This window comes from Selenomonas sp. oral taxon 126, from assembly GCF_001683335.1.
Taxonomy (GTDB): domain Bacteria; phylum Bacillota; class Negativicutes; order Selenomonadales; family Selenomonadaceae; genus Centipeda.
Window position 1 is genome coordinate 1,709,573 of sequence record NZ_CP016201.1, and the last position, 19,622, is coordinate 1,729,194.

The following is a 19,622-nucleotide window of genomic DNA, read 5'->3' on the forward strand; positions in this document are numbered from 1 at the left end:
CATCTTTTTTGCCCGCTTTTTGTCGGCAAATCCTCCACAGAGCACCACTCTGCGTCCGGTTTGCCTCCTCAATCGGACGAAAAAATCTACGCCAATCTGACGGACTTCATTTTATCAGTGATTCCCTAATGTGAATGTGCCGCGCCGCGGAGACAATGCTCGAAGTAATCTCCGAGGTTCTTTTCCAGAACGGCGACATCCTTTTCATTCGATGAGGAGCCGGGATTGTCGGACAGCGTGGCCGCCCAGTCGTTCCGACCTTCCAGTGTGAAGAATAGGATAAAGATGCCTTTGGTCAAGTCCTCTTCGCCGGGCGGCAGATAGTAAAATGTGATCTTGCGCCCGTATAGGTTGGAGAGGATCACGCCGTCTCCTTCCGGCTTATACATATCGTAGAGGTTCCTGCAGACTGCGACCATATCTGCACCCATAGCAGTGTCACTGACGAAGATAAAATCCCCCTCGTCAAAGAGAGAGAATTCCATATCGCCCTGTTTGCGTTTGATCTTCGACTGGATCAATGCCGCAGACTCCTCCCGTGTGGCGGTGCGAAAACCGTACGTTTCTGTCATTGCGCAGATCTGCGGGTTCAGATGGGCGGCATAGCCCTCGGCATAGGCAAAGGCTGCGTTCGTATCCCGTTGGGCGCATGGGAGCGGGAGTGTCGGTCTGCGGACAACTGCTCTGGCGGAAAAGGTGAAATCGTTCGCCTCATCGTACAGGACGTATGTATTGCGCTGGAACGGTTTTTCTTTTTCAACTTGAGTTGTCACGGGGACAATATGAGGCTTGCAGGCGGCGAACTCCGATGACACGATGTCGATCACGTCGTCCGCTGTATATGGATCGCCGTTTTCGCCCGTCAGCATGAAGGCGCAACCGGAGAGGAGGGAAGTCCCCAGAACGGCGAATGCGGCGAAGAGGTGGGATATTTTTTTCATAATGGAGCTTTCTGCAAATTTATCCCTCAAGATCGGGTCTGAGGTTTGCCGCCGCACGGAGATAGACATGGTGAATGTCACTCTGTGCGGCGTCTGTATTGACAAGGAGGAGGACGCGGATGCAGCGCGGGAGGCTGTCCTCAATCGCACATTGGCGCGCGTCAAAGAGGGGAACGAGGTCGAATCCTGCGATGCGGCGCACGCCCGCCGTCGGGAATGCCGCCGTCAGGTCGTCGGTGACACTGAAGATGGCCGCACCGATGTCAGCAGGTGTGATGGCATTCGTACGCAGGAGTTCCGTGATAAGTTCCTGCGCCGCCAGCCAGATTTCTTCCTTTTCATTGCGCCCAACTGTCGTGGCGCCGCGTATACCGCGCATACTCTACACTCCCTTGTGAATGTCCCAGATGAGCCGCAGACTCAGGATGAATGCAATGAGGTAGCCTAGGATGCCGAGGAACGGAATGCCGCCGATCTGCGGTTTCATATCCGTTGTGCAGATGGTGCTCGAGGCGATGAGGAGCGCCGCGCATAGGAGTGCGATGATGAGCTTGTTGATCATCTTGTCGAGGCGCTGGACGGGTTCCTCCGAGCCTGTGAGGTCGATGTTCAGCTTTGCCTGTCCGCTCATTGTCATCTTGAGGAGGTCGGCAAGCTGCTCTGGGATCTGGACGGACTTGCGCAGGAGCATGATGCCCTCCTGCCGTGCTTTCGCCAGTCCCTCGCGCCACGTCATGCCCTGTACGAATCCCAACGACAGGCTGCGTGCAAAGATCTCGAGGAAGCTGACCTCGGGGGCGCAGCGGCGCATGACGATCTCCACGGTCATAACCCCGCGTGCAAACATCGCAAGCCCGCTCGGACAGCCGATGTGGTGGACGCGCAGGATTCCAAGGATCTGATTCGTCAGCACGCCCATGTGCACGTCGCTGAAATCGAGAGAGCCGTACTGCTCCATCATCACGTCGATGTCCTGATAGAGCTGCGCGTGGTTGATGCGCCCACGCACGATGCCGAGCGCGAGGACAGCCGCCTTCATCTCAAAGGTGTCATGGGTTGCGAGCGCGAGGATCGCACGGCGCAGCGCTGTGCGGTCACGGTTGCTGAGACGCCCCATCATGCCGAGGTCGAGCCAGACAATCGTGCCGTTTCGCACGCGAATGTTGCCGGGGTGCGGGTCGCCGTGGAAGAAGCCATCCTCGATGATCTGCTTTGCGTAGTTCTCGCCGAGGCGGCGCCCAATCTGCGTGACGTTAACGCCCGCCGCGTGCAGTGCTTCGGTCTGGTCGAGCGGGATGCCGTCGATGTACTCCATGACGAGGATGTGCTGGGTGGAGAGGTCGCGCAGGACGCGCGGGCAGGAGATGAAGGGATTATCGCGGTTCAGATGCGCGAACTCCTCGATATGTCCCGCCTCGATGAGGAAGTCCATCTCCTGTTTTGCGATGTTCCACATCTCATCCATTAGCGTGCGGAAATCGACGACATCATCGCGGCTGACAAGGCGGATGATGGTTGCTGCACGCTTCATGAGCGTGAGATCCATGCGCATGATCTCATGGATGCCGGGGCGCTGCACCTTGATGACGACCTGCTCACCCGAGGTGAGCGTTGCGCGATGTGCCTGCGCGATGCTCGCGGAGCCGAGCGGCGTGCTGTCGATCGTGCGGAAAACCTTGTTCCACTCGCGCTCGTATTCCTGCTCCACGATGGAGAGGATGACGGGGAAGGGGAGAGGGCGCGCGCCCGTCTGCAGCTTCATCAGCTCATCGCAGTACTCCGTTGGCAGAAAGTCGGGGCGCATGCTCATGATCTGCCCGAACTTCACAAAGGTGGGACCGAGATCCTCGAAGATGGCGCGTAGTTTCGCCGGCGTCAGACCATGTACAATGTCGTGGCGGCGCAGCACCGTGACCATCTCGCGCAGGCGCAGAGCGGCATTCTTGTTCTCCGTGCCCTGCAAGAGTGTACCCAGCATCCTCTCACCTCCTGCCTAAAAGCATGAACCGACATGCTCCACGCGAACGCTTAGTTACGCAAGTGATCGCGTGCTTATTCGCTGAGGGAATCACGGACTCATTCAGCCATTCATCTTGGCACATCTTTTCCGCCCTCTCTGCGTCGATAAATCCTCAGCATAGCCACCGCTATGCCTCCGGTTTATCTTCTTGACAGGACGAAAAATCTGCACCAATCTGAACGGCATCATTGAGTTCGTGATTCCCTAATACCTGCTGCGGACTTCTTAAACGCGCTTCGCTTGGACGAAAGAAATCCGCAGGGGGCGAAACGCCCGCTTTACTCACTTGCTCCACTAGGGTTCGCTTAGGAGCAATGTCGCCTCCCTTTTACTCCGCAGCCTTGTACTTCTCCGCAAGCTGCTGCTTCACCGTCTCGTTCGAGAGGTATTCATCGTAGGTCGAGATGCGGTCGACAACGCCGACGGGCGTGATCTCGATGATGCGGTTTGCAACGGTTTGCGTGAACTCGTGGTCGCGCGAGGCGAAGAGAATCGTGCCACCGAAGGACATGAGCCCGTTGTTCAGTGCCGTGATGGACTCGAGGTCGAGATGGTCGGTCGGCTCGTCAAAGAGGAGGACATTCGCGCCCGAGAGCATCATGCGCGAGAGCATACAGCGGACGCGCTCGCCGCCCGAGAGCACCTCGGCGCGCTTCTGACTCTCCTCGCCCGAGAAGAGCATGCGCCCGAGGAAGCCGCGCACAAAGGTCTCGTCCGGATCCTTGGAGTACTGGCGCAGCCAGTCGACGAGGTTGAGCTTCACGTCATCAAAATAAGAGCTGTTGTCCGAGGGAAGATAGGTCTGCGTCGTCGTCACGCCCCATTTGAACGTACCCTCGTCCGCCTCTTCCTCGCCCATGAGAATCTTAAAGAGCATGGTCTTTGCCGCGCCGTTCGGACCGACGAAGGCAACCTTGTCGCCCTTCTTCAGCGTGAAGCTGACATTCTTGAAGAGCTGACGTCCGTCGATCTCCTTGGACAGCCCCTCAACCGTCAGCAGCTGATCGCCCGCCTCGCGATCAGGCGTAAAGGCGATGTACGGATAGCGGCGCGTCGAGGGCTTGATATCGTCGAGCGTGATGCGCTCGAGGAGTTTCTTGCGCGAGGTCGCCTGACGCGACTTCGAGGCGTTTGCGGAGAAGCGCTGAATGAAGGTCTGCAGCTCTTTGATTTTCTCCTCTTTCTTCTTGTTTGCGTCCTTTGCCATCTGCAGGGCGAGCTGACTGGACTGATACCAGAAGTCATAGTTGCCCGCAAAGAGGGAGATCTTGCCGAAGTCCACGTCGCAGATGTAGGTGCAGACCTGATTGAGGAAGTGCCGGTCATGCGAGACGACAATGACCGTGTTCGGGAACTCGCCGAGGAAGTTCTCGAGCCAGTTGATCGAGTTCACGTCGAGATGGTTCGTCGGCTCGTCGAGGAGGAGGATGTCGGGCGAACCGAAGAGTGCCTGTGCGAGCAGGACGCGCACCTTCTCCGAGGGGGAGAGCTCGTTCATCTTGAGCGTGTGTTTTGCGTCGGGGACACCGAGTCCGTTGAGGAGCTGTGCCGCCTCCGTCTCCGCGTTCCATCCGTCCAGCTCTGCGAACTCCGCCTCGAGTTCGGAGGCACGCATGCCGTCCTCGTCGGAGAAGTCGGGCTTTTCGTAGAGCGCGTCCTTCTCGTCCATGATCTCCACGAGGCGCGGATGCCCCATGATGACCGTGCGCAGCACCTCCACCTCGTCGTAGGCATAGTGATCCTGCTGCAGGACGGCAAGGCGCTCGCCCGGCGTGATCTCCACGATGCCGCCCGTCGGCTCAATGTCGCCCGAGAGGAGCTTGAGGAAGGTGGACTTGCCCGCGCCGTTTGCGCCGATGATGCCATAGCAGTTGCCGGGGGTGAATTTCAGGTTCACGTCCTTATAGAGGACGCGTTTGCCGAATTGCAGACTCAGATTGTTGACGGTAATCATTCTGACGGTTCTCCTTCCCTACTTGCGCAGGATTGCGCGAAACATCGACAGGATGCTCTGTCCGTACGAGTCGCCGGGAACTGCCCAGCGTCCGTTGAGATCCTCCCAATGCCCGAGTGTGCTTGTGCCGTAGACATTGCGGACGAGCGTGTATCTGGGGTCGACGACGGGCGCAACAGGCCGGCGCGTCGACGCATAGGCGAGCAGATGCTGGATATGTGCGCGCACGCCGATCTGCGAAGTGGCAAAGTAGGCTCCTTTCACTGTTGCACTCGTTGTGCCGAGTCCGCAGTAGTTGTTCTGGTCGGGGGTCACCGTGCCGCCGTAGCGAAAGAAGCCCGTCTCCTTGAGCGCCTGTGCAAACGCCACATCGGGGCGGATGCCCTCGCGCGCGCCCTCCTCATAGTAGTAGGAGACAAGCTCACGCGGCGTAACCGAGATCTCGGGGTTCGGATTCACGCTGAGAAGATAGTCCACGCACTGTTCCTGACTTGCGAGCGGCGTGCCGATGATGGCGGTGTCATACTCAGAGAGCGTTTGGGGCACACTGAACAGCGGCTCGGGGGGGGGCCTTTGACGCTGCCACAGCATTTGCCTCCGCAGCTTCCTTCATGAGTGCGTCGATGCGCGTACGGAAATCCGCCTTTTCTGCGGGAGCAGCACCGCGCTCCGTACGAACCTTCGTCGTATTATCCGAATCGTGTGCGCGGCGCGCCTCGCCGGATGCCGCAGTCAGAATGAAAAGCCCCGTGAGGGTTGCGGCAAGAGAGCCGCGCAGAAGAATATCCTTTCGCAAGTGATGAACCTCCCAATTTATTTTTTGAGGAGAAAAGTCCTCTACAGAATCCATTTGAGCAGGGCAAATACGGTGAAGAATGCCGTCAGCACCCATGTTGTACGTGTGATTTTCTGCCCTCGCGCCGTCGTGAGCAGTGTCCAGAAAATCAGCGCGAGCGTCAGCCCCGTCGCGATGTCGTATGACGCGAGGAGAAATACGGCGAGAACCGCACCCTCGCGCAGACCAATATCCTCAGTGGTGCGGAGTATCTGAATGCCGCGCGCAAGGAGCAGCAGCCCCGTCACGGCAAGCGCGATGGCGGGGACGGCGGGGAAATCCGCAAGCGCCTGCATCAGCGGCGCACAGGGCAGAATGAGGAGCAGCAGGAGTGCAGCGGCGAGTGCCGTATGCGGTATGCCCGCAATGCGGCACTTCTCGGTATTCTCGGATACGACGAGTGAGATCGGTGCAGCCGCCAGCGGAAATGCGCCGATGAACGCGGCAACGCCGCTGACCGAAAAGAGACGAAAGAGCGGCGCAGCATTCCCCTCATGTGCCCGTGCCGTCAACACTGCCATCGTCTCGATCATGAGTGCGAGCAGCAGCATCACGCCGAGCATGATCGCGGCAAACGGCTCCGTCTGCGGGAGCATCAGCGTAAATGCCGCAGAGAGATCGGGCGTGTAAAACGGCGCGGCGGGGATCTCCCAGAAGCCCTCCGCCCATGTGAGTGCGCCGATCAGCAGCATGCCAAGCGGCAGTGCCGCGCGTACGCCCCGTACAGAGAGCAGGAGGACGAGCAGAATGCCCGTCAGCGTGAAGTAGGTGAGCGGATCGCTGAGCGTTCCGCCCATCGTGAGCGCCCACGGCGACGGCAGGAGAATGCGCGCATAGAGTGCCGCCGTCACAAGCATTGTGAGTCCGAGACCCATGACAAGACCCGTGCGGACGATGGGGGGCACGGCGTGCATGAGTGCCTCAGCGTACTTCGTGCGCGTGAGCGCAGCGCCGATGATGGAGACCGCTGCCGCAATGCCGAGCATCTCCTGCCACGTAAGACCCTTTGCAATGATCTCCACATAGACGAGCCACGCCGTGATGGCGGGCGAGGGGAGTGCAATGAGCGTCCGTCCGCCGTATGAGGCGGCGAGTGTCCCGATGATGCACGCAAGGACGCTGACCGTATATGCCGCTGCGAACGGCAGTCCCGCGCGTGCGCAGAGTGATGCCGTCAGCACAATCGTCAGCGCAGCAACGGAGACAAGTACGAATGCAGATGAGAGTGCCGTGTGCGCATTATTTTTTTCGCCCGTCATAACTCCCCCCTGCAGCGCACCAAAACATTTTTATTTTATCACAAAGGAAAGGATTTCACAAATGGGAATCAGAAGATCCAGTGCAAATGTCCATGCAATGACCGTAAAAAAATCCCCGCAGATGCGCGGGGATGAGATGACTTTATCGAATTACTCCACGTAGATCCGTGAGACGTGCTTCGAGACGAGGCAGAGCACCTCGTAGCTGATCGTATCTGCCCAGCGTGCAAGATCGTCCGCCGTGAGCGTCTGCGAGCCGAAGAGGGTCACGATGTCTCCGAGTTTTGCCTCGGGGATGTCCGTGATATCGATCATGCACTGATCCATGCAGATGCGTCCCGCAATCGGTGCGCGCTTCCCGCAGACCTCCACGAATCCGCCCGTGTAGGCGCGGAGGTAGCCGTCCGCATAGCCGACGGAGATCGTCGCAATGCGGCTCTCACGCGCGGCGATGAAGTTGCGCCCGTATCCGATGGATGTGCCGGGCGGGATCGTCTTGATGTAGACAATGCGTGCGCAGAAGCGCATCGCAGGGCGAAGATCGAGCGGGCGCGTCACCTCGTCGGACGGCCAGAGGCCATATTGCAGAATGCCCGCGCGCACCATGTCGAAATGCACATTGGGCAGATCGAGTATTGCAGCGGACTCGGCGATGTGGCGGATCGGAATGTCGATACCCACCGCCTCGATTGCCTCGCATGCCTCTTGAAAACGTCGAATCTGCTCCATGGAAAATGTCTTGTCCGCGATGTCTGCAAGCGCGAAATGCGAGAAAACGCCCTCTAGTTCGATGCCCGGCATGGCGGTAATGACGCGTGCAAAGTGCGCTGCGTCCTCGGGGCGGACGCCGATGCGGCCGAGTCCCGTATCGACAGCGAGGTGTACCTTGACCCGTTTGCCCTGCGCGACAGCCTCCGCCGAGAGTGCCTGCACGAGATCGAGACGGCAGACCGTCTGTGTGAGATCGGCGTCCACGATGTCGAATGAGCTGTCCGGCTTCGTCAGTCCGAGGATGAGGAGCGGCGTTGTAAATCCCGCCTCACGCAGCTTCATCGCCTCGGAGATCGTTGCAACTGCGAGGTACTCTGCGCCCGCCGCGATTGCCTTGCGTGCGACAGCAATCGCACCATGTCCGTAGGCATCCGCCTTGACCACGGCACAGAGCTTTGCACCCGTCTGCATATGTTTGCGAATTTCTTTGTAGTTGTGGGCAATCGCTCCGAGATCAATCTCGACCCACGCCGCACGGCTTGGCATAGGGCTCATCCTTTCAAATTCTTGTCATATCCTAAAATTAGCCCTATCATTTTAGCGTATGCAAGGAATTTATGCAATGTATTCTTATTTGTGAAAGATGTATCGTATTCCAATAGAAAACAGCCCGTCCATAGGACGGGCTGTAAAGTCTTACAGGGGATGGATACTATTTCTTTTCCCAGCAGCGATGCGATGGAGCGTAGCTGGCATAGAAGAAGTAACCAAGAATCATGAGCACAATGAACGTGATGTTCGTCACGAGCGAGAGCGCCCAGATGAGATAGAGGCAGACAGCCATACCGATCGGTGCGAGCACGTAGAGCAGGGGGAAGTGGAACGTGCGCGGCAGGTCGGGAGAATGACGGCGGAGCGCAATCAGACCCACGAAGACGATGAAGAATGCCGCGAGAACACCAGTGTTCGCAAGCTCGACGATGTAGAGCATCGGGACGCAGCCTGCAATGAAGGCAATGATGACGGAGCCGACGAGGGTAATGAAGTACGGCGTGCCGTATTTCGGATGAATATTCGCCATCGACTTCGGCAGGAAGCCGTCACGCGACATTGCAAAGAAGACGCGTGCCTGACCGAAGATGTAAACGATCAGCGTTGTGATCATACCGAAGAGGATGCCGACGGTAACGAGGTTTGCCAGCCCCGTGTAGCCGATGAGACGGAGGCAGTAGGCAACCGGATCTGCGCGGTCGAGATCTGCGTAGTTGACCGTACCCGTGAGGACGAATGCCACGACAGAGTAGATGCAGAGGCAGACAAAGACCGATGCAATGATGCCGATTGGGAGGCTCTTCTCGGGCGTCTTGCACTCCTCGGCGGAGGTTGCAACCGTATCGAAGCCCATGAAGGAGAAGAACACGACCGCTGCGCCCGTCATGATGCCGGCAGCACCAAAGGGCAGGAACGGCTCCATATTCTTCGCCATATCCATATGGGGCGAGGTGACGACAACGAATGCGACAATTGCACACAGCGTGAGCGAGATGAGGATCGCGTTGAGACGCGAGCTTTCCTTCGTGCCATGCGCGAGGATGAAGCCGATGAGGAGGGTGATAACGACGGCGGGGAGGTTGATGATACCGCCCTCTGGTGCCGTTGTGAGAAGCGCCTTTGGTATCTCCATCCCGAGGGATGCCATCATTCCTGAGAAGTAGGCGGAGAAACCGACGGCAACCGCACTCGCGGTAACGATGTAGCCGATGATCAGCGACCACCCGCACAGGAACGCCATGCCCTCACCGAGAGATGCGAACGTATAGGCATACGCACTGCCCGCAGCGGGGATCAGCGATGCGAGCTCGGCGTAGGCAAGTCCGACGAGCATACAGAGAAGACCTGCGGCAACGAAGGATAATACAATACCGGGGCCTGCGTAGCGCGCGGCACCGATACCGGTCAGAACGAACACGCCCGAGCCGATGATGCCGCCGATGCCAAGGAAGGTAAGGTCAAGAGTGCTCAGCGTGCGGAGCATTCCGCTGCCTTCGCGTTGCGCACTGAAGTCCTCCAGTGTTTTCTTCTTAAAAAACATACAAAGACCTCCAAGCCTTTCTTTTCAGTTTTCATTGAGGAACCGTTGAATTCACAAGTGATTCCTAAGAAAAAGGGGGCTGTTTCACGGCGCATATGGAAGCATATGGGAGTGAAACAGCCCCTCAGCAGTCAGCGTAGAGAATTAAGCAAGGAACTCGTCAATGGGCTTGAACGGAATGTTCAGCGCCTTGGAGACCGGCTCGTTCGTGAGATGCCCGTCGATGGTGTTGAGACCATACTTGAAGCCGGGGATATCGCGGAGAGCTGCCTTGTAGCCCTTGTTTGCGAGTGCGAGAGCATACTCGATCGTTGCGTTCGTGATGCCGAGCGTGGAGGTACGCGATACAGCACCCGGGATGTTTGCAACGGAGTAGTGGACAACGCCATGCTTCTCGAACGTCGGGTTCTCATGCGTCGTGCAGTGGTCGCAGGTCTGGATGGAGCCGCCCTGGTCGATTGCAACGTCGACGACAACGGAGCCCTTCTTCATCGTCTTGATCATGTCCTCGGTGACGAGGGTCGGCGTACGGCCGCCCGGCACGAGAACCGAGCCAATGAGGAGGTCTGCCTCCTTGACCCATTTTGCGATGTTGTAGCTCGAGGAGTACTCCGTGACAACACGACCGCCGAAGATCTCATCGAGATAGCGGAGACGCTCAATCGAGAGGTCGATGATGGTGACGCGTGCGCCGAGACCAACAGCAATCTTTGCTGCATTCGTGCCGACGTTGCCGCCGCCGATGATGACGACCTGTCCTGCTGCGACACCTGCGATACCGCCGAGGAGGACGCCGCTGCCGCCGTAACGGCTCTCAAGGAACTGTGCGCCGATCTGGACGGACATACGGCCTGCAATTTCGCTCATCGGTGCGAGCAGGGGGAGACCACGGCCGCCCTTGGCGATAACCGTCTCATAGGCAATGCCGACAACCTTCTTCTTGAGGAGAGCTTCCGTCAGTTCGGGCTCAGCTGCGAGATGGAGGTAGGTGAAGAGGATCTGCCCCTCATGGAAGAGGTCATACTCGGATTCAAGCGGCTCTTTCACCTTAACAATCATTTCAGAACGATCAAACAGAGCCTTCTTGTCCGAGACGATCTCAGCGCCAACAGCCTTGTAATCGGCATCCGTGAAGCCGCTGCCAACGCCGGCGCCCTCTTCGATCAGGACCGTGTGACCAGCACGGCGCATCGCCTCGACACCCGAAGGGGTCATACCGACGCGGAACTCATTGTTCTTGATTTCCTTCGAAACGCCAACAATCATGTTTTTTTCCTCCTACTACAGATAGATAAAAAATACAGAAGGTTTGAAACGGCTAGGGGAATTTCTAAAGGTATACCCTATTTGGGATTTTAATATAATTCAGACACTTTTGTCAAGTACTAAAAGTAATTTTTTTTTAACTACTGTGCATATTAGTCCACATGATTATGGGGGAAACAAGCAAATACGCGCGTCTGTCCTGTCAGCCCTCTGCCTCGCGCCTTTCGATAATTCTATTGATCTCGCGCAGCTGTTGTGCTTCGATGCGCTTCTGGATGAAGATATTCGGGATGGAGACACCGACGACAATGGCGAGGATAATGGTCACGCCATCCACGCCGAAGCGCAGTGCCTCCAAGAGCTCCTCGACGGAGATGGTCTGGATGTGCAGGATAGCAAAGAGCAGACGGTAGAGGAGTACGCCGGGGACAAGCGGGATGATGGGTGGGATGATGAGCAGTGTATTCGGTGTGTGGACGATGTGGATCACCTTGAGTGCGGAGATGCCGACGACTGCTGCTGCAGCAAACGAACCGACCGCCTGTGACAAATTGCATTCGATCATGAGGACGTTGCGGATGAGCATTGTGAGGGTGCCTTCGAGCGCGACGATTGCGAGCAGTTTTTTCGGCGTGTTGAATATGATGGAGAAGCCGACAGCCGCCAGTGCTGCTGCGACTGCCTGTTCGAGGTAGGCAGCTGTCGGTTGGATGTGGACATCGGAGATGTTTTCGATGCCGGTGGAGAGGATGGCAAAGGCGATGCCGAAGGTCATTCCTCCGATGATGAGTATCGTGTCGATGGCACGGGTCATTCCGGAGGAAATATAGCGGTTGATGACGTCGCTTGCAGAGTTGATGATTGGAAATCCGGGAACGAGAAAGATGGTGCAGGCAACGAGTGCGTACCACATGGTGCCGCATCTAAATAGCATTGGGATGAGCCACGCAGATATGGTGGCGGCAAATGCTGCAATCATGGCGCAGGCATAGGGATTGAATTCATTTCTTGTGCTGAGGCGGTGAGCACTGAATCCGACGAGTGCCGCAATGGCTGCGATGAGTGTTTCCGGCAAACTTCCGCCAAAGAGTGTGCAGGAAGCGCCTGAGCCGGCGGCAGCGCCAAGTGCGGTGAGGAAGGTCGAGTAGCAGCGTGGGCGCTGCCAGATTCGATTGACGGCATTTTCGATGGCATTCATGGGCGTGTTGCCGCGCAGGATGCGCCAAGTCAGCTTGCTGATGGCTTCGATGACGGCGAGATTGACACCGTGCTTCATGCACTTGCGAAATTGGGTGAAGGATCGCTCGCCGTCTGTGACATTCAGCATGAGCGTTGTATAGGTGACATGAGACTGGATCTGGTCGGACGGGATGCGCAGATGTGCTGCTGCGCGCCGCATATCCCGTATGATCCGTGCGCAGTCTGCACCGCTTTCCATGAGCGCCTGTCCGATATCGAGCAGGATCTTCATCTTGTGGTTGAGTGTCCGGTTATCGTCCGCCGATGCATTTTTGATGGGTGCAATATTCATGAGAGCATCATCTGACCTTTCTATACGATATATTATTTATTATATCATAAATAATATAAATATAAAATAGATGACACCACACAAAAAAGCCGCCGTCAGGCAGCTTTTTATGGAGATGTGGAGGAAGAAGACCGCTACGCATCCTCACGCGCAGCAATAATGTCGCTGATCTCACGCTGCTGCTGCGCCTCAATGCGCTTCTGGATGAAGATGTTCGGGATGGAGACGCCAACGACGACAGCGAGGATGATGGTGACGCCGTTCACGCCGAAGCGCAGTGCCTCGAGCAGCTCCTCGACGGAGATGGTCTGGATGTGCAGGACGGCGAAGAGGAGGCGGTAGAGGAGGACGCAGGGGATGAGCGGGATGACGGGCGGGATGATGAGCAGGGTGTTCGGCGTGTGGACGATGTGGATGATTTTGAGGGCGGCGATGCCGACGACAGCGGCAGCCGCAAAGGAGCCGATGGACTGCGGCAGTCCGAACTCGAGCATGAGGACGTTGCGGATGAGCATGGTCACGATGCCCTCGAACGCAACGATGGCGAGCAGTTTCTTTGGTGTGTTGAACATGATGGAGAAGCCGCCCGCTGCGAGGATGGCAGCAATCGCCTGATTGAGATAACTGTCCGTCGGCTGTATGTGCACATCCGATATGTTGTGCACGCCTGCAACGAGGATGGCGAAGGCGATGCCGAAGGTCATGCCCCCGATGATGAGCATGGTATCCATTGCGCGCGTCATGCCAGAGGTGGTGAAGCGGTTCAGCATATCGCTCGCGGCGTTGATGGAGGGGAAGCCCGGCATGAGGAAGATGGTGCAGGCGACAAGCGCGTACCACATTGTAGGAAGTCCGAGCGCAGCGGGGATGATCCACGCGAAGAGCGTTGCTACAAAGCCCGTAATCATGGCACATGCATATGGATTGAATGCGTATCGCGTGCTCGTGCGGTGCGCGATGAAGCCCATGAGTGCCGCGATGGTGGCGACCAGTGCCTCGAGCCAGCTGCCGCCGAAGAGCTTGCACGAGCCGCCCGAGCCGACGGCGGCGCCGAGCGCGATGATCCAGTCGGGATAGCAGAGGGGGCGCTCGCGGATGCGGTTGATCGCGCGCTCGATCGGATTCAGCGGTGTATTACCGCGCAGAATGCGCCATGTCAGCTTGCTGACGGCGGCAAGGATGGCGAGGTTGACGCCGTGTTTGTTGCATTTGCGGAACTGCGTGAACGAGCGCTCGCCGTCGCTGACGCAGAGCATGAGCGTCGTGTAGGTCACATGTGACTGGATCTGCTCGGCGGGAATCCTGAGATGCACCGCCGCGCGCCGCATATCACGCACGATGCGCGAACAGTCTGCGCCGTTCTCCATCAATGTCTGCCCAATGTCGAGCAGGATCTTCATCTTGTGGTTGAGCATTTTATTGCTGTCTTTGGAGGCGTTTTGTATGAGTTCAGTGTTCATAGGAGCATCACGATTTGCCTTTCTCACCTGCTTACAATATTTTTGTCATTATATCACAGAAGATTATCGGCGTGAAATAAGAAATCCGGTATACAGATGGACAAATGCTCTTTGATAGACAAAACCAATAGAAAGAATAATTTTCAGCTATAAAAATTTATAAACCTGTGATATTGCTCACATCCATCGACCTAACCCTATAGTAAAATTATATCGTGTATATAAATCTTTTTGATGAAGAAATTGATGGAGGGGTGAAGGCGTGAGCAGTATCTTTCAAAAGTTCAAGTATCTGATTCCTACGTCGAAATCCGCAGACGGTCACAATGAGACGCACGAGGGCGGGCGCGCATGGGAGAACATGTACCGCGACCGCTGGTCGTTCGACAAGACGGTCCGCACGACGCACGGGGTCAACTGCACGGGTTCGTGCAGCTGGAACGTCCACGTCAAGAACGGCATTGTGGCGTGGGAGAATCAGGCGACCGACTATCCGGAGACGGCGCCGGATATGCCGGACTTCGAGCCGCGCGGCTGTCCGCGCGGGACGACGTTCTCGTGGTATCTCTACAGTCCGCACCGCGTGAAGTACCCGTATATGCGCGGGGAACTCGCGGCTCTTTGGCGTGAGGCGCGTGCGGCGCATCCGAACGCGTACGAGGCATGGAAGAGCATCGCCTCCGATCCCGCAAAGAAGAAGCAGTACAAGCAGGCACGCGGCATGGGCGGCTTTGTGCGCTCGAACTGGCAGGAGGTCAGCGAGCTGATCGCCGCCTCCGTGCTCTACACGGCGTATACCTACGGCTCCGACCGCATCTTCGGCTTCTCCGTTATCCCCGCGATGTCGATGCTGAGCTATGCGGCGGGCATCCGCTTCATGCAGCTGATGGGCGGCGTCGGCCTCTCGTTCTACGACTGGTATGCCGATCTGCCGCCCGCGAGCCCGCAGATCTGGGGCGAGCAGACGGACGTGCCCGAGTCGAGCGACTGGTACAATGCAGGCTACCTCATCACATGGGGCTCGAATGTACCGCTCACGCGCACGCCGGACGCACACTTTATGGCGGAGGTGCGCTACAAGGGCACAAAGGTCGTGTCGATTGCACCCGACTACGCCGAGTCCTCGATGTTCGCGGATACGTGGATCCCGCTCAAGGTCGGCAGCGACTCCGCAATGGCGATGGCGATGGGGCACGTCATTCTCAAGGAATACTACGTTGATAAAACCACGCCGTTCTTCCTCGAGTACACGCGGAAGTATACGGACTTCCCGTTCCTCGTGCGTATCGAGAAGAAAGAGGACGGCACGTACATCCCCGGGCGTATGCTCTCCTCGCGCGACATGGGACGTGACGAGAAGCACGCGGACTTCCGCTACTACGTGGTGGACGATGTGACGGGCGAGATCGTCATTCCGAACGGCACGCTCGGCGAGCGTTGGTCGACGCAGGAGAAGTGGAACATCCGCGAGGAGAACCGCGACACGGGCGCGGAGATCTGCCCGCGTCTTAGTGTCTGGGACGACAAGACGGGGACGGTTGAGGTGCAGCTGCCGTACTTCGGCAACGACCGCAGGGAGCGCACACTGACGCGTGCTCTGCCTGTGCGCAGCGTGAAGACGGCGGACGGCGAGGTGCTCGTCACGACGGTCTACGACCTCACGCTCGCGAACTATGCGATTGATCGCGGCATCGGCGGCGAGAGCGCAGGCTCGTACGAGGACGACACACCGTATACGCCCGCATGGCAGGAGAAGTACACGGGCATTTCGCCCGATCTCGTCATCAAGACGGCACGCGAGATCGCGGATAACGCCATCAAGACGAACGGCAGAACCATGATTATCATGGGCGGCGGCATCAACCACTGGTTCCATGCGGACGCGGTCTACCGCACGATCATCAACCTCCTGCTCTTCACGGGCTGCGAGGGGCGCAACGGCGGCGGCTGGGCACACTACGTCGGGCAGGAGAAACTGCGCCCAAATGAGGGCTGGGCGCGCATCATGAGCGGCTCGGACTGGCAGGGGCCGCCGAAGCTGCTCAACTCCACATCGTTCTACTACTTCGCGACCGACCAGTGGCGCAGCGACGAGATCCAGACGGACGCACTGACGGCGGCGAACGAAAACGCACGCTACAATCACGCGGCGGACTATGCCGTCATGGCGGCGCGTCTGGGTTGGGCACCGTCCTACCCGACGTTCAACCGTGGCTCGAACGACCTTGCTGCGGATGCAAAGGCGGCGGGCTTCGAGGGCGTGGACGGCATCAAGGAATACATCGTGAAGAGCTTGAAGGACAAGAGCCTGAAGTTCGCATGGGAAGACCCCGATGCACCGGAGAATTTCCCGCGCAACCTCTTTGTCTGGCGGTGCAACCTGCTCGGCTCGTCCGCGAAGGGCAACGACTACTTCCTCAAATACCTTCTTGGCACGGAGAACAGCATCTTCCAGGAGGAGGACTGTGCGACGCGCCCGCAGGAGGTCAAGTGGCGCGAGAAGGAGGAACTCATGCAGCCGGGCGGGGCGCTCGAGGGCAAGCTCGATCTGCTCGTTGCGCTCGACTTCCGCATGGCGGGCAACGCGCTTTACTCGGACATCGTGCTGCCGACGGCGACGTGGTACGAGAAGACCGACCTCTCCTCGACGGATATGCACCCGTTTGTTCACCCCTTCCAGCCGGCGGTCGATCCGCTCTGGGAGTCGCGGACGGACTGGGACATCTACCGCACACTGGCACAGGCGGTGTCGCAGGTCGCAAAGGACGCAAAGCTCACGCCGTACACGAACATCGCTGCGACCCCACTCGGGCACGACAGCGAGGCGGAGCTGGCGCAGCCGGACGGTGTCGTGCGCGACTGGAGCAAGGGCGAGTGCGAGCCGATCCCCGGCAAGACGATGCCCAATATCGCCTCGAATACGATTGACTACACGAAGCTCTATGAGAAGTGGATCGCGCTCGGCCCCAATGCGGGCGGCAAGACGGCGAGCCACGGCAATACGTGGGACTCGGCGGAGGACTACGAGGAGATTCGCCAGCGCAACGGCGTGATTCAGAACAAGGACTATGTGTCCTACGGCTGCCCCTCCATCTACGAGGCGCGGCAGGCAATCGACGCCGTGCTCGGCATGTCGCCGACGACCTGCGGACGTACGGCAGTCCGCGCATGGGAGGCGGTGGAGAAGCGCACGGGTCTCGACAACCTCGTGAAGCTCGCGAAGGATCGCGAGGACGATCGGTTCACCTACGATCAGGTCATCGCGCAGCCGCGTGAGACGATCACCGCGCCGACCTTTACGGGCAGTAACCAGAACCGCCGCTATACACCCTTTACGAACAACGTGGAGGAGCTGATCCCGTTCCGCACACTGACAGGGCGGCAGCATTTCTACATGGATCACGAGGTCATGCGCGAGTTCGGCGAGGCGCAGGCGGTCTACCGCCCGATCCTCGACTTCCGTCCGATGAACAAGTCGCTGAACGGCACGCAGAAGGAAATCACGCTGAAGTATCTCACGCCGCACAACAAGTGGAGCACGCACAGTATGTACTTCGATGCGCAGCAGATGCTCACGATGTTCCGCGGCGGACAGAGTGTCTGGATGAGCGAGAAGGACGCGGCGGAGATCGGTGTGAAGGACAACGACTGGATCGAGCTGTATAACCGCAATGGTGTCGTCGCCTCGCGCGTCGTCGTGTCGCCGCGCCTCCCGCAGGGCAGTGTCTTTATGCACCACGCGCAGGATCGCCACATCAACGTGCCGGGCTCGAAGATCTCGGGCACGCGCGCGGGTACGCACAACACGCCGACGCACATCCACATCAAGCCCACCCACCTCATTGGCGGCTACGGGCAGCTCAGCTACGGTTTCAACTACTACGGCCCGACGGGCAATCAGCGCGACTCGTACGTCGTCGTGCGGCGCATGGAGGAGGTAGATTGGCTTGAAGATTAAAGCGCAGATTGCGATGGTCATGAATCTGGACAAGTGCATCGGCTGTCACACGTGCTCCATCCTCTGCAAGAACGTCTGGACGAACCGGCGCGGCGCGGAGTACATGTATTTCAACAACGTCGAGACGAAGCCTGGCATCGGCTATCCGAAGCAGTGGGAGAATCAGGAGAAATGGAAGGGCGGCTGGGAGCTGCGTGACGGCAAGCTCGGACTCAAGACCGGCGGCATGACGACGCGCCTTGCAAAGCTGTTCTATCATCCGCAGCAGCCCGAGATGGACGACTACTACGAGCCGTGGACGTACGACTACGAGACGCTGATTCACACGAAACGGCGCAACCATCAGCCCGTGGCGCGTCCGCGCTCGCTGATCACCCAGAAGCGCATGGAGATCAAGTGGGGGCCGAACTGGGAGGACGATCTCGCGGACGGACAGTCGGCACGCAAGGACTACAACCTCAGCAAGATGGGACAGGAGATCACACTCGAGTTCCACGATATCTTCATGAAGCACCTGCCGCGTCTCTGCAACCACTGTCTCAACCCCGCGTGCGTCGCAGCGTGCCCCTCGGGCGCGATCTACAAGCGCGACGAGGACGGCGTGGTACTGATCTCGCAGGACGGCTGCCGCGGCTGGCGGCACTGCGTTCCGTCGTGTCCCTATAAAAAAATCTACTACAACTGGGAGACGAACAAGGCGGAGAAGTGCACGTTCTGCTTCCCGCGTCTTGAGAACGGTCTGCCGACCGTGTGCAGCGACGGCTGCGTCGGGCGTATGCGCTATATCGGCGTGCTGCTCTACGATGCAGATAAAGTCAAGACAGCGGCATCTACGCCCGACCCGAAGGATATCTACAAGGCATATCTCGGTGCACTCTGCGATCCAAACGATCCCGAGACCGTAAAGGCGGCGCAGGCGGCGGGCATCCCCGACCGCTGGATTCGCGCGGCGCAGAACTCGCCCTCGTACAAGCTGATCGCCGACTGGCAGCTCGCGTTCCCACTCCATCCGGAGTACCGCACGCTGCCGAATGTCTGGTACGTCCCGCCCCTCAGCCCGATTGCACGGCGCGTCGAGGAGAAGGTGTTCTTCCCCGGCGCGGCGGAGATGCGCATCCCTGTTGCCTACCTCGCACAGCTCTTGACGGCGGGCGACGAGGCGGCGATCGAGCGCGTGCTGCACGTCCTGCTCGAACTGCGTGCCGTCATGCGTGCAAAGCAGACGGGCGAGGAACTGCCGGCGAACCTTACGCACGACATTGAGACGTATGAGGCGATGTACCGCCTCCTCGGCATTGCCAAGCGCCGCGACCGCTTCAACATCCCCGCAGGTCTGCAGGATGTTACGCACGAGAAGCTGCGTGAACTGCAGGGCTCGGTCGGCTATGCCTGTCCCGGAGGGTGCTGCTGATGGATACGAACCGCATTCAGACACCGCTTCTCCTCACCTCCTATCTGTTCGAGTATCCCACGGAAACGTGGTGGGAGAGTGTTCCCACCCATGCAGCAGCGGTCTCGGATGTCGAGCGTCCGCAGTCGCGCGAGGTCTTCGAGGAGTTCTTCGGCTACATCGGAGAGAGCGACCGACAGGAGTT

At 58.5% G+C, this 19,622-nt stretch carries 12 protein-coding genes and 2 pseudogenes; 3 read left to right on the plus strand and 11 right to left on the minus strand.

Annotated elements, in window-relative coordinates; all coding sequences use genetic code 11:
- Nucleotides 1–125: 125 nt before the first annotated feature.
- From AXF19_RS07755 to AXF19_RS07805, 11 genes and pseudogenes are all read right to left on the minus strand, one after another.
- Nucleotides 126–941: a hypothetical protein gene (locus tag AXF19_RS07755; protein WP_066847231.1), complete on the minus strand. Its 816-nt coding sequence runs from the start codon at nt 939–941 to the stop codon at nt 126–128.
- A gap of 19 nt (nt 942–960) precedes the next feature.
- A complete protein-coding gene (gene aroH, locus AXF19_RS07760; protein ID WP_066847234.1) occupies nt 961–1,320 on the minus strand; it encodes a chorismate mutase in 360 nt (119 codons plus the stop codon).
- Nucleotides 1,321–1,323: 3 nt separating this feature from the next.
- On the minus strand, nt 1,324–2,919 hold the full coding sequence (locus AXF19_RS07765; RefSeq protein WP_066847237.1) for an ABC1 kinase family protein: 1,596 nt from the start codon (nt 2,917–2,919) through the stop codon (nt 1,324–1,326).
- Nucleotides 2,920–3,289: 370 nt separating this feature from the next.
- The gene (locus tag AXF19_RS07770) at nt 3,290–4,915 is read right to left on the minus strand and encodes an ABC-F family ATP-binding cassette domain-containing protein (protein WP_066847239.1); all 1,626 of its coding nucleotides are present in this window, start codon (nt 4,913–4,915) and stop codon (nt 3,290–3,292) included.
- 18 nt (nt 4,916–4,933) lie between these two features.
- A pseudogene (locus AXF19_RS07775) lies at nt 4,934–5,711 on the minus strand (glucosaminidase domain-containing protein).
- Nucleotides 5,712–5,752: 41 nt separating this feature from the next.
- Complete coding sequence (locus tag AXF19_RS07780) at nt 5,753–7,009, minus strand: nitrate reductase (protein WP_066847242.1); 1,257 nt, start codon at nt 7,007–7,009, stop codon at nt 5,753–5,755.
- A gap of 150 nt (nt 7,010–7,159) precedes the next feature.
- Nucleotides 7,160–8,266 (minus strand): alanine racemase, encoded by a 1,107-nt coding sequence (gene alr, locus AXF19_RS07785; protein WP_066847245.1) that lies wholly within the window; start codon nt 8,264–8,266, stop codon nt 7,160–7,162.
- A gap of 166 nt (nt 8,267–8,432) precedes the next feature.
- Nucleotides 8,433–9,812, minus strand: a complete 1,380-nt coding sequence (locus AXF19_RS07790) for an amino acid permease (protein ID WP_066847248.1) — start codon at nt 9,810–9,812, stop codon at nt 8,433–8,435.
- A 144-nt stretch (nt 9,813–9,956) separates the two neighbouring features.
- Nucleotides 9,957–11,078 (minus strand): alanine dehydrogenase, encoded by a 1,122-nt coding sequence (ald, locus tag AXF19_RS07795; RefSeq protein WP_066847252.1) that lies wholly within the window; start codon nt 11,076–11,078, stop codon nt 9,957–9,959.
- A 202-nt stretch (nt 11,079–11,280) separates the two neighbouring features.
- Entirely contained in the window at nt 11,281–12,609 is a 1,329-nt protein-coding gene (locus AXF19_RS07800; RefSeq protein ID WP_066847255.1) for a threonine/serine ThrE exporter family protein, read from the minus strand.
- 134 nt (nt 12,610–12,743) lie between these two features.
- Nucleotides 12,744–14,069 (minus strand): threonine/serine ThrE exporter family protein, encoded by a 1,326-nt coding sequence (locus tag AXF19_RS07805; RefSeq protein WP_066847258.1) that lies wholly within the window; start codon nt 14,067–14,069, stop codon nt 12,744–12,746.
- Nucleotides 14,070–14,331: 262 nt separating this feature from the next.
- On the opposite strand from AXF19_RS07805, the gene AXF19_RS07810 reads away from it, so the two are divergent.
- From AXF19_RS07810 to AXF19_RS07820, 3 genes and pseudogenes are all read left to right on the plus strand, one after another.
- The gene (locus tag AXF19_RS07810; protein ID WP_066847261.1) at nt 14,332–18,027 is read left to right on the plus strand and encodes a nitrate reductase subunit alpha; all 3,696 of its coding nucleotides are present in this window, start codon (nt 14,332–14,334) and stop codon (nt 18,025–18,027) included.
- Complete coding sequence (narH, locus tag AXF19_RS07815) at nt 18,017–19,438, plus strand: nitrate reductase subunit beta (RefSeq protein WP_066847264.1); 1,422 nt, start codon at nt 18,017–18,019, stop codon at nt 19,436–19,438. Before AXF19_RS07810 ends, narH begins: the two co-directional genes overlap by 11 nt.
- Nucleotides 19,438–19,622 (plus strand): annotated as a pseudogene (locus AXF19_RS07820) (nitrate reductase molybdenum cofactor assembly chaperone); the annotation flags it as partial. The gene narH and the pseudogene AXF19_RS07820, both read left to right, overlap by 1 nt.

Coding starts and splice junctions, on each gene's coding strand:
- AXF19_RS07755 (WP_066847231.1), bottom strand. CDS start 941: ATGAAAAAAATATCCCACCTCTTCGCCGCATTCGCCGTTCTGGGGACT.
- AXF19_RS07790 (WP_066847248.1), bottom strand. CDS start 9,812: ATGTTTTTTAAGAAGAAAACACTGGAGGACTTCAGTGCGCAACGCGAA.
- AXF19_RS07780 (WP_066847242.1), bottom strand. CDS start 7,009: ATGACGGGCGAAAAAAATAATGCGCACACGGCACTCTCATCTGCATTC.
- AXF19_RS07765 (WP_066847237.1), bottom strand. CDS start 2,919: ATGCTGGGTACACTCTTGCAGGGCACGGAGAACAAGAATGCCGCTCTG.
- AXF19_RS07770 (WP_066847239.1), bottom strand. CDS start 4,915: ATGATTACCGTCAACAATCTGAGTCTGCAATTCGGCAAACGCGTCCTC.
- AXF19_RS07805 (WP_066847258.1), bottom strand. CDS start 14,069: ATGAACACTGAACTCATACAAAACGCCTCCAAAGACAGCAATAAAATG.
- ald (WP_066847252.1), bottom strand. CDS start 11,078: ATGATTGTTGGCGTTTCGAAGGAAATCAAGAACAATGAGTTCCGCGTC.
- alr (WP_066847245.1), bottom strand. CDS start 8,266: ATGCCAAGCCGTGCGGCGTGGGTCGAGATTGATCTCGGAGCGATTGCC.
- AXF19_RS07800 (WP_066847255.1), bottom strand. CDS start 12,609: ATGAATATTGCACCCATCAAAAATGCATCGGCGGACGATAACCGGACA.
- aroH (WP_066847234.1), bottom strand. CDS start 1,320: ATGCGCGGTATACGCGGCGCCACGACAGTTGGGCGCAATGAAAAGGAA.